12 protein-coding genes are annotated in these 11,592 nt (G+C 25.0%); 5 read left to right on the top strand and 7 right to left on the bottom strand.

All coding sequences use genetic code 4. The features are described from left to right. Positions 1–92: 92 nt before the first annotated feature. Both SCULI_RS02345 and rdgB read right to left on the bottom strand, forming a co-directional pair. A complete protein-coding gene (locus tag SCULI_RS02345; RefSeq protein WP_025363032.1) occupies positions 93–857 on the bottom strand; it encodes a hypothetical protein in 765 nt (254 codons plus the stop codon). A gap of 273 nt (positions 858–1,130) precedes the next feature. Beyond that, a complete protein-coding gene (gene rdgB / locus SCULI_RS02340; RefSeq protein WP_025363031.1) occupies positions 1,131–1,727 on the bottom strand; it encodes an RdgB/HAM1 family non-canonical purine NTP pyrophosphatase in 597 nt (198 codons plus the stop codon). Between the two features lie 54 nt (positions 1,728–1,781). On the opposite strand from rdgB, the gene SCULI_RS02335 reads away from it, so the two are divergent. After that, positions 1,782–2,585 (top strand): phosphotransferase family protein, encoded by an 804-nt coding sequence (locus SCULI_RS02335; protein ID WP_025363030.1) that lies wholly within the window; start codon positions 1,782–1,784, stop codon positions 2,583–2,585. A 294-nt stretch (positions 2,586–2,879) separates the two neighbouring features. On the opposite strand, the gene SCULI_RS02330 is transcribed toward SCULI_RS02335, so the two are convergent. The 3 genes from SCULI_RS02330 to SCULI_RS02320 form a co-directional block, all read right to left on the bottom strand. After that, on the bottom strand, positions 2,880–3,653 hold the full coding sequence (locus tag SCULI_RS02330; RefSeq protein WP_025363029.1) for a hypothetical protein: 774 nt from the start codon (positions 3,651–3,653) through the stop codon (positions 2,880–2,882). 62 nt (positions 3,654–3,715) lie between these two features. Further along, positions 3,716–4,483 carry a hypothetical protein gene (locus tag SCULI_RS02325; protein WP_025363028.1) on the bottom strand — a complete coding sequence of 256 codons (768 nt, stop codon included), beginning with the start codon at positions 4,481–4,483 and terminating at the stop codon, positions 3,716–3,718. Between the two features lie 24 nt (positions 4,484–4,507). Next, on the bottom strand, positions 4,508–5,023 hold the full coding sequence (locus tag SCULI_RS02320; protein WP_025363027.1) for a hypothetical protein: 516 nt from the start codon (positions 5,021–5,023) through the stop codon (positions 4,508–4,510). A gap of 145 nt (positions 5,024–5,168) precedes the next feature. Between SCULI_RS02320 and SCULI_RS02315 the strand changes: the two genes are divergently transcribed. The 4 genes from SCULI_RS02315 to SCULI_RS02300 all read left to right on the top strand — a co-directional run bounded on the left by SCULI_RS02315 (position 5,169) and on the right by SCULI_RS02300 (position 8,559). Next, a complete protein-coding gene (locus SCULI_RS02315; protein WP_025363026.1) occupies positions 5,169–5,864 on the top strand; it encodes a GntR family transcriptional regulator in 696 nt (231 codons plus the stop codon). Positions 5,865–6,044: 180 nt separating this feature from the next. Continuing rightward, a complete protein-coding gene (locus tag SCULI_RS02310) occupies positions 6,045–6,545 on the top strand; it encodes a lipoprotein (protein WP_025363025.1) in 501 nt (166 codons plus the stop codon). Further along, positions 6,545–8,197 (top strand): PTS transporter subunit EIIC, encoded by a 1,653-nt coding sequence (locus tag SCULI_RS02305; protein WP_025363024.1) that lies wholly within the window; start codon positions 6,545–6,547, stop codon positions 8,195–8,197. The genes SCULI_RS02310 and SCULI_RS02305 overlap by 1 nt, the downstream gene beginning before the upstream one ends. A gap of 23 nt (positions 8,198–8,220) precedes the next feature. Beyond that, entirely contained in the window at positions 8,221–8,559 is a 339-nt protein-coding gene (locus tag SCULI_RS02300) for a hypothetical protein (RefSeq protein ID WP_025363023.1), read from the top strand. A 45-nt stretch (positions 8,560–8,604) separates the two neighbouring features. Here SCULI_RS02300 and pgmB read toward each other — a convergent pair whose 3' ends face one another. Both pgmB and SCULI_RS02290 read right to left on the bottom strand, forming a co-directional pair. Then, positions 8,605–9,261 (bottom strand): beta-phosphoglucomutase, encoded by a 657-nt coding sequence (gene pgmB / locus SCULI_RS02295; RefSeq protein WP_025363022.1) that lies wholly within the window; start codon positions 9,259–9,261, stop codon positions 8,605–8,607. Then, on the bottom strand, positions 9,261–11,525 hold the full coding sequence (locus SCULI_RS02290; protein ID WP_025363021.1) for a glycoside hydrolase family 65 protein: 2,265 nt from the start codon (positions 11,523–11,525) through the stop codon (positions 9,261–9,263). The genes pgmB and SCULI_RS02290 overlap by 1 nt, the downstream gene beginning before the upstream one ends. Positions 11,526–11,592: the final 67 nt, after the last annotated feature.

Here is an 11,592-nt window from a genome sequence, read left to right as displayed (position 1 = left end):
AGAGCTAGTAAATAAGGCATAAAAAAAATACTATTAAAAAACATAGTATTTATAGGTATTTTAAAATAGTATTCTACTTTCCAATTTGGAAATTAAATTCTTTTATAGTCTTCAAATATTGTTAAACACAATATATCCAAATATATTCTTCTATACTCATATCCAGAATACATTTTATAAGAATTTAATTGATATAAATTTTTTTGCTCTATTTTATTACTTTGAGACTTAGAAGAAATAATATAAATATCTTTACTGTTTCTATTTTTTTTAATAACACTATATATTTCATCAATTAATCAATTATTATCTTGTCCACTTAAAAAAATAAGAATTATTGAATTGTTTTCACTAATAGCATTTTGTATACTTCTACCTTCAAAATGTCTAATAGCTGAAAAAATAGTCCTAGTGCCTTTAAATTCACTATACTCTCTAAAAAAATTAGCAATATCCATTAACTGATAGCACGAAAAAATATACAATTTCTTTTTTTCTTGTAAAGAAATTTTAAAGTTTTCAATTCACTGTCTATTTAATGTAATTTCTGATTTAATAAAATCAAGATAATCAAAAATATAATTTTGACCAAATGATATATTTTCAACATTATTTCTTAAATACTTTTCTTTTTCAATTTGTAAACAAATAATTAATTCTTTATAACCACTAAGCTCTATTTTTTTACAAAATTTTGTAATTGCTGATTCTGAACAATATGATTTTAAAGATAATTCTTTGAGACTTAAATACTTATCAGTATTGTATGATTCAAGTAAATTTTTTGCAATTTTTTTATTGATATCTGAATTATCAAATTTTAATGTATTTAATAAAAATTCCTTAATAGCTTTCATTCTCACATCTTTCCTTTTCTAAATCATTATATTTTAAAATATTTTTTTTAATAGAATAACCAGTAAATTTTTCTTAAAAATGCTAAAAAATCTATAATGTAACCTTTTTAAAAACTTAAAACTAAAGTAGATATAAACTAAGTAAAGTTACATTACAAGAAAATCATAAAAAAAAAAAAAAAAAAGAAAGTTTTATTTCTTTTTTTCTAAAAATAATTGTTATATTTATAAAAACTTAATTAATCTTTTTTTTCATACTAAAGCATTTAATAATTACATTTTATCAAGATATTCTTTAACTTGTTTAATAACACCAAATCGGTGAGACATTGTTTGTTTTTCTTCAAAATTCATTTGTGAAAAAGTAATTTCTTTTCCTAGTGGACGAAAAATTGTGTCATATGCAAAGCCATTTTGAATATATTGTTTATCTAAAATATGGCCATGAACTTGAAAACTAAATAACTTTTCAATGTTATTTTTTGTATCAATTAAAGCAATTGTTGAATTAAAATACGCTTTTCTTTGATCAATATCTGTTAAACCTTCTTCTTTCATTTTTGCAAGTAATAAGTCAACAATTTTAATTCAATCAGTTTCTGGTTTTGCTCAACGAGCACTATAGATTCCTGGAAAATTATTTAAACTTTCAATACACAAGCCTGAATCATCTGCAAGGATGATTCCTTTAACTTTATCTTTTAAATATCTTGCTTTAATTAAAGCATTTTCTTCAAAAGTTGCTCCATCTTCAGGAATATCGATATTGGGATCAATATCATTTAAAGTTTTAATTTCATATTCTGGTAATAAATATTTAAATTCCTTAACTTTTGAAGGATTATTAGTTGCTATTCAAATTGTTTTCATAAATTCTTTTCACCCTTTATTAATATATAATAACTTAAAATAGAGGTGATAAATATGGAATTTAAAGGATTAACAAATGATATTAAAGTCGAAGGTCTTGATGTTATTAAACAATCTTTAAGTCATACTGAAATGTATTTAGACAAACAAAATGAAGCCAATGTTTTATTAGAATTTTTACTTAATAGTCAAACAATTATGGTTAAACCGAGAGCTTTTCATTTTGAAAATGATCATTTAGTCTCAAAATTTAAAATTTTAATTGGTTTTGAAAATATCGAAAACTGCCAACTTGATGAAAAATTAATCAATTTAATTGTTCAAGCAATAGTTGATTTTCACAATATCAAAATAAATCAAAATAATATCAAAACATTTAGTTATCAACAATTTTTAGATTTTTTCTTTCATAATCAAGAAGTTAAAGACAAATTATTGTTAGAAAAATATCAAATGATTAGTAGTCAATTGGATCAACTACAAAGTTTAGCAAAAACTATTAGTCACAATGATTTAGTTCCTGGCAATATCTTACATAACAATGACAAAATTATGTTTATTGATTATGATTATGTAATGCTAAATGATAAATTCTTTGATATTGCAAGTTTTATTACAGAAACTTGCAATGATGATCAAAATGCCATTCAATTATTTATTAAAAAGTTAATTGAAATCAATTATTTAAATGAAAATGAACTAGATTTATTGGATTTATGTATTAATTATCAAGATTTGCTATGAACATTATGAGCCAATTATATGTTTATAACTACCAATGAAAATATTTATCACGTAATTTATCAAGAAAAATACTCAAGAATTAATTCACGCCAAGCTATAAAACATTTTTTATAGCATAAAAATTATTTTATATTTTTATTATGATTGCTATTCTTACTATTATTTGATATATTATATATGTCTGTTAGTTATCTAGCAGACGCAGTTATTGTAAGCCCTCCCAATGTTTATAATGACGTAGTAAATAATATAGATAGATATACTCTTAATTACTTTGCAGATAAATCATATTAAATAACGTATTAATACTTTTTAAAATATGATGCGATCAATTAAGTTATAGATATTTTAAATAATAAAAAACATTCCTTTTAGCCATGGAATGTTTTTTTGTGCTTATTTTCTATTTTAATTATCTTTTTTAAATTTAACTTCCTCTAAAATAAAATCGTTATCACCAAAATCAACAGCTGTTCCTGATAAAAATTTTACATCATATCTTTTTGAAGTATCAATATCTTTTACAGATTCAATTCCTTCAATTTCAACTTTAAGATGATAATCGGCAATAAAATCACCTGACATTAAATTATATGCAGTTTCATTTGAGTCTTTAAATTCTGTTGCCAATTGTTCACTAAATTCTTCAACGATTTCTTGTTTTAATTCAAATAGACTTTCATTAGTTTCATATTCATAACGCTGATCAACAGTATTTAAAGCATTATCAAAATGTAGTCTATTTTCTTCATATTTTATTGATGTATTATAAATACTAAATTCTTCAGTTTCACTTTCTCATTCTAAACCATCTTTTTCTTCAAAATCAACTTTAACTACATAATTGACAGTTGAAAAATCTTGCTGAACAAACGAATCTTGTGTTATTTTATTTTTTGAATTATTTGTATAGACTCAATATAAATCATCAACATAAAATTCTTTCATTTTATTAGTTAAATTTTTAGTTTCAAGATATTGATTTAAAGTATCTTCAATATCATTTTTAAATTCCTTTAAAGTTTGAGATTTTGGAATTGATTTTAATAAATCTGTCACTTCTTCTATAACTTCAGCATTTCTGAAAAATAAATCTTCTGCATCTGGAGAACAAGAAACTACTGTTGTAATTGTTGTAATTGGTACAATTGCAGTTGTTAAAGTTAATAATAATTTTTTCATAATTTTATGCCCCTTTTGGTTAAATAAGATTAAATCTTATAAATAAAAAAATGTAATTACTATTACATTTCAAATGCTCTTACACGAGTTGGCTTAAATTTGGCATTTTTGCGTGCTTCTAAGTAAGGAGCTACAATTGTTTTATAATCATCTGTCACTTTTCGTGCCACTTTAGTATAAATTGCTTCAATTGAAGACAACTTAAATGTAAAACAATCAACTTCTTTATTGGTATAACATTTTTGAAATTCTTCATCATTTAATCTTTCAAAAACACTGTAATTATATTTAATTCGTTTTAATCCTGTTACATTTTCATAAACGTGATCAAAATCAAAGTATTTAGTGATTTTTTTGAATTTACTTTCAATTGCTTTTTTGCCTTCTTTTAGTTTTAACATTTTATTTAAAATTGGCATCATAAAATACAACATATTTCGATATCATTCTTTAAAATTGGTCAATTTTGCAAAATACATAAAGAAATTTAGCTGGATTTTATGGTTATTTAAAGTTGGATCAACTTCATGGTGGTCTACTTTTTCATTTAAATTTTTACCCTCAACATAAATTGGTTGGTTATAGTTAATATTTAACGTTGTTTCAAATTCTCCTTTTCATTTGGTTCTAACAAACATTGTTATATCAAATAAAGGATGGCTCATTCTAAAGTCCTCAGTGTCTAAGTCATTTACAATACATTTTAATTGCACATAAACATTGTGGTGAATTTCTCTTCTTGGAAGCAATCATTTTATTTTAATAATACTTCAAGCTTCTCTGGGATCAATTTGTTCGTTACATACACAACAAGTTTTTTCATAATACATTTTTATCACTCCTCATAGTTGTTATTACAGAAATAGTGGTAAAAATTCAGTTTCAAAAGTTAAGAAATTGTCAAAAAACATAAAATCACTAATCGATGAAGATTGTGGTGTGGTGTTTTTATAACGTAAGATTTCGACATAGATATTTATTTCTTTGGGATCTAAACTGTCAAGAAATCTTACAGGACTGGATTGTAGTGAAAACTCCATTGGATCAAAACCTAAATGACTATCTCTTTCTAAATACATTTCAATAATTTCATTTATTTCTTGGTTAGTTTTGTTTTCAGCATTAATTGCAAATGAAACAGTTTGTCTGTTACTTGCGCGATATATTAGATTGTTATTATTAAAAGTTAAATAAAAATTAATAAATTTGTAGTTTGAATTCATATATCTAATTTTATATACATCTTTAATGACACGAAAACCATTTTTAGCATTAAACTTGGCATCTTGAGATTCATAAAATTCTATTTGAGTACATCCAGATTCATTTAAGACTTTATAAATTGATTTTAAATAATTACTAATCTCCATCTAGATCACCCTCTCTATGTTTATTTTAACATTATAAACCTTTAATTTACTTAAACATTATTAAATAAAAAACATTTAACTACTTGGTTATTATTAAGTCAATGTTAAACTAAAAGTAATGATTAAAGAAAGTGTGAAAAATGAGATGAGTGATCAACATATAAATAAAACTATTGAACAATATCTATTGGAAATTATTCAAAATGAGAAAGTAGATCTTTCAAAACCACTTCCAAGTGAAAACTTTTTGGCAACTAAATTTAAAACTTCACGTCAAACAGCCAGAATTGAACTTTCAAAATTACTTCACAAGGGATTTATTAAAGCAAAAAAAGGTAGTGGCTATTATATCAATCCACATATTAATTGAGTGACAATGACAAGTATTGGTAAAAAATATAAACATAATCAAAAAGAAGTTAGTGAAATTGACTTAAGTATTTTAAAAAACATTATTGAAAAAAATAACTATATTTTAATTGATAACATTGAAGATTATTATGGCTATCGAAAAATTTTTTATAATGATATAAACGAATCTATTCTATATATCAATTCTTTTATTTTAAAATCAAAATTCAAAACTATTAACTTAGATCATATAAAAAATAGTTTAATTGATTTCATTGATTTTAATAATATTGAATTGGATAATCAAATAAACAATATTAAATTAGAAATTCCAAATGAAGTTGATAAAACTATCTTAAACTATAATGATATTCAAAAAGTTCCAGTTGTTTATGGAATTGTATGTAGTAAGGACAATGATATTATTGAAATCTTTGAACGCCATTATCGTCAAGAATATTTTGAATTAAGTTTTTCAAAAATAGTTTAAATGCTTGTATATACAACAAATTTATATTTCATAAATAAAATGTTTTTCCAAAAATACCCTATTTATTGGTATTTTTTTTTTTTTTTTATTAAAACCCCTTAAACACTACTTGTTGTAAAAACCCCCTAGTTTCTTACAATAATATTAGGTATAAGTTACCAAGGAAAGGAAAAAAATATTTTGAAAAAGTTGTTAACATTATTGGCAAGTTTTTCACTAATTTCAAGCAGTTCAGCAATTGTAGTTGCTTGTACGGGAGATGTTTATAGTGTCAAATATAAGCAAGATGATGGTAAATTACAAGAAATTATAAACATTAATTTAGAAGATCTAAAAGCATATGACAATATAAAAGATTTATATGATGATGTTTATAAAGAAATTAAAGATCAAAATTCAATAATACCCGCAAATAGTAATGAGTATATAGAACGAGAAGCTATTTACATAGTTGAAACTTATTCCATCTCAGTACTAAATTCTAGTGGAAAACCTGCAGTAGATAAGGATGGAGTTATCCTTTGAGGTGAGTCAGGAGATAGAATGTATCTTAAAGTTGAATATTTAAAAACAAAAGTTGTAGGAATTTTAAATGAAAATGGAACTTCATTTGAAGAAGACTCAAAAGTGATTGAAACATTAGATGAGGATTTTGCAAGTTTTGCAATGATCAATAAATAATGGCTAAAGTTAAATTATTAGATATTGTTGATGATAAATATCTAGATACTTTAATGCAATCACTTGGAGGAAAAGACAACATATCATATTCAACTCACTGTTTAACTCGACTTAGAATTGTTCCAAAAGACAGTACATTAATTAAAGAAGATATTATTAAAAACCTTGAAGGAGTAAAAGGTGCTTTTACAGCTTCAGGTCAATATCAAATTGTCTTTGGAACTGATGTTGCAAAAATTTATGATAAATTTATTGCAAGATTTGGTTTAGAAAAATCTACAAAAAGTGATGTAAAAGGTATTCTAAATCAAAAAGAAAATTTCTTTAAAAGATTTTTAAATTACATGTCAGATATCTTTATTCCAATAGTACCAGTCCTTGTATCTGGGGGTATTATACTTGGAATAAGAAATATTTTTGAAGCAACCTTTAGTGAAACATTCTTTAGAGGATTTGATGAAAATGGAAATCCTTTAGTTGGATGAAGTATGGTTGCAATGTCACAATTTATGAATGGATTAAATGGATTTTTATGAATACCAGCCCAAGCCTGTTTTTGATGGCTACCCGTTCATATTTGTTGAAGTATCTTCAAAAAAATGGGAGCAGACGAAATCCTGGGAATCATTGTTGGATTAACTCTGTTAATTTCACCAATGTTAAACGTTTATGACGTCTTTAATGATACCAATATTAAGAGTTTATGGATTTGAGATATTGTAAAAGAACTTGAAAATGCTGGAAAAGATGTTAGTTTTGATTGAGGATTTATGAAATATCCTTGAAAAATAGCCTATACGTCTCAAGTAATTCCAGCAATTGGAATTGGGGTCATTGGAGCCTATATTAATAATTGGATTAAAAGAGTTAGTCCAAATGTTATCAATCAAATTTCTGTACCAACTGTAACAGTTTTGGCCACTTACACTATTGGATTATTCTTAATTGGTCCAGCAGGTTATATTGTTGGTAGTGCAATTGGTTTAGCTTTCAAATGAGCATTAACAAACTCAATTGCCAAATATTTCTTTGCTGTTATAATTGGGGGATTGCATGCAGGTCTTGTAATTACGGGAATGCATCACTTACTAAATGCAGTAATGATTCAAAATGTTGCCAATAACGGAGGAGATTTCATCTTTATGTCAGTTTGTGCCCAAGCAATTGGTCAAGGTAGTGCTGTAATTGGGTGAATGATCTTAAATCGTAAAGATCCAAAAGCTAAAGAAATTGGCTCATCATCAGTTGTAGCAGCTTATTTAGGAGTTACTGAACCTGCTTTATATGGAGTAAATCTAAAATACTTATTCCCATTCTTGGCAGGATCAATTTCAGCAGCAATTTCATTAGAATTGCTTGTAATCTCTGGAGTTACTGCTCAATCAATTGGAAATGGTAGTTGATTGGGATTCTTAAGTGTGCAAATCACTTCTAAAGCTGATGGGGTTACAACTTGACCTGGTACAGGTTACTTGTGGTTCTTTATTGCCAATATTATTAATGCTTCTGTGGCAATTATTTTATCAATTATCTTTGGAAAAATGCCTGTATTTAAAAAATACGATCCAAACTATATTCCAACAGAAGCAGACTTAAAAAAACTTGAAGCAAAAAAAGAAAAAAAATCTAAATTAAAAACAGCTACATTATAATAAATATAGAATGGAAGTAAAATATGGCAAGATTAGTTGATAAATCAGAACAAGTAACTAAAGGTGGTTATGCACTTGGGGGTATATGAACTGGAAGTTTAATCTTGGGAACAATATTTGTGGCAGTTACAAAACCATTTGATTTTTGATGAATTTTAATTATCATTTCACTTGTGAGTTTAATATTATTTATTATTCATATAATATTGACTCAAAGAATTCTACACAATATTGATCAAGAACATAACATTACAGTTTTGCAATGATTATCTTTTATCCAACTGTTAACCTTAAACTTCCCCCTATTTGCCTATGGCTATATTGGAACCATATTTTATAAAAAATCTTTCTATACATTATAAAAATATAAAAAATCAAACTGTTTATTAAACAGTTTGATTTTTTTATTATTGATTTAAAATTTCATCTAAATTTAATTGATCACAATTGTCAAATACAATATCGGCATTACCTACTTCACTCTTACTACCAATTCCAATACAAAACATATTTGCTCTTTTAATTGCTTCAACTCCAACATTGGCATCTTCAATCCCTCAACAATCACTGGGATTAATGTTAAAATGTTGTGCAGCATTTAAAAAGATTTCAGGGTTTGGTTTGTGAGTGGCAATATCATCAGGATCAACAATATAGTCAAACAAATTGTCAATTTCAAACAATTCTAACAAAGTTTTTGAATTGCGACTTGTTGAAGCTAAAGCAATTAAAACTTTTTGTTTTTTTAATTGCTTTATAAATTCAACTGTATTTGTCAATAATTCAATATTATTTTTATCTTTAATTAATTCTTTATAATAATCATTTTTAAGATTAATAAATTCTTGTTCTTCTTTTTTAGTTAATTTAATCTCTGGAAAAGCTGCTAATATTTTTTTTAAACTATCAATTCTTGAAAGACCTCTAAAAATATCTAAATAAGTTTCATCTAAATCTATACCTAATTTTTCAAGTGCAATTTGTTTTCAAGCGAAATAATGAAGGTGAGCTGTTTTTGTAATAACTCCATCACAATCAAAAATCGCTAACTTGGGCAATTTCATTAAATTGTCAATTCAAGTTCTTTTTCTAAAGTATATATTTGTGATTTAAACTTAATATTTATTGATTGTTTTTCATTTGTAGTAATCATTATTTTTTTATTTTTAACACTAAAATTTAAAAGTACATTTTGATAAACTACATTAATGTTGTATTCATCAATAATGTCATTATATCGTGGATCAATTTCTAAATATTCTTTTTCAATATTAATTCCCAACAGTCCATAAATGATAAACATTCTAACTCCTGCCATATTGGCCATATGCAATCCTCTATCAGTATTTTTATGAGTATCATATAAATCTAAGTTGATTGATTCTTTAAAATATTCAAAGCCAAAATCATCAATTTTTAATCTAGCAGCCATTATTGCATAAATACATTTTGATAAACTACTATCTGCTGTATCTGTTGAATCATAAAAATGTCAGTTGTTTTCCATAGTTTTAAGTTTATTTTTATCATAGAAAAATAAATTGGCAAGAACAACGTCAGCTTGTTTAGTAACTCGATAACTATTAATTGATAAAGGATGTAATTTTCTTAAAAATGGTTTATGTTTTTCAATAATTTCTTTTGTAACTGGTTTTCGTTTCATAAAATTATCATGTTGAGGATTTAAATCTAAATCTTGGTCATAATTAAAGTAAATTAATGGTGCCAATGATTTTCACAGATTTACTTCTCCTATATCAATCTTTAAATCTTTAATTTTTTGTTCATATAAATTTTGATTACTTTCTTTTAACATTTCCAATACTTTGACAGCTCAATTTAAGTTAAATTGAGCTACACAATTGGTTCAATAATCATCATTGACAATAATTTGATATTCATCAGGCCCAGTTACAGAGTTAATATGAGCTTGTCCATTATAAACTACAATTTTATCTGCTCAAACTCGTGCAGTTTCTACTAAAACATCAATTCCATAATTGAATAAGAATTCTTCATCTTTAGTTGCTTTAAAGTAATTGATAATAGTATATGAAATATCACCATTAATATGATATTGAGCAGTTCCTGCTGGATAATAAGTACTTGTTTCATTTCCATTAATTGTTCTTCAAGGATATAAAGCTCCTTTTGGATGATTTAATAGGCGAGCAATATTGCGAGCTCCATCTAAAGTATTGTATCGAAACATTAACATGGCTCTTGCAAGTTGTGGATCAAATAAAGTTAAAGCAGTAATGATATAAATTTCTGAATCTCAAAAATAATGACCTGCATATCCTTCTCCGCTTAATCCTTTAGCAGCTACATTTGTTCAAGGTAATTTTCCAATATTTGTATATAACTGAAACATATTAAAGTTATTGGCAGTATGTAATTTATCATTTTTAGTTCCAAAAAATGAATTTGCTTTTAATCAAAATTCATTAAAGAATAGTTCATTTTTTGCAACATAAAATGAATAGTTTTGTTGACAATATTCTTCTAATTTAGTTAAAGCATTCTTTAAGTTAGTTTCTTCAAATCTTTGATCATACATGATTGAAGTTTTTTCAATATTTATTGATTGTTTTTCAATAGTTTTTGAAAAACTCATTCCTTCTACAGTTTCACTATATTCAAAATCTTCTAAACCTTTAATTTTTGTAGCATATACCATTTTTAAATCACTATTAATTGTTTGATATTCAATTGCTTGATATGATTTTTCTACAATTTTGTTCAATTGTTTAAAAGCATCATCACCCTTTACTTTATTTCTTGGGTCATTTGGAATTCCTTTATCAACATCTAATTCTTTAAAAATAACTGGAAAATTAATTTGCACTGATTTTGGATTATTAAAACAAAAATTAATATTAATATTTTGTAAAAATAATTCATAGTTTACTTGACTTAACATCTTTTTAAACTCAAATTCAATGTATTCATTATTATTTAAATTTAATTTATAAGTTCTAATTAATTGTCCATTTGTCATATCCAATCTTAAATTATAGTTTTCAATATTTTTACCATCAAATAAATAACGTTGATTGTCAATCAATAATTCAAGATTTTGCATATTTACTAAAGGAACCATTCTTTGATATAAATCTGGATATCCAGTATACTTTGCAGCATAAGTAATATCAAAAAAATCATAAAAAGCATTTAAGTAAGTTCCTTCAACTGAATCAATATTTAAAGCAGTACCCTCTTCAAATGAGCCTCTCATTCCAATATAACCGTTAGCTATTGTTAAATTTGATTCTTCAACACGACGATTATTTGGATTAAAATTTGTATATTCGACTTTTAAATTCATATACTTTCCTCCTATTTATAATTTTATATTTATATAAATAATTAGATTAGTTTAATAAATTTAAGTT

Source organism: Spiroplasma culicicola AES-1 (genome assembly GCF_000565175.1).
Taxonomy (GTDB): Bacteria; Bacillota_I; Bacilli_A; order Mycoplasmatales; family Mycoplasmataceae; genus Spiroplasma_A; species Spiroplasma_A culicicola.
Note: the sequence above shows the minus strand (reverse complement) of the source record. Positions and strands in the feature narration are given on the sequence as shown.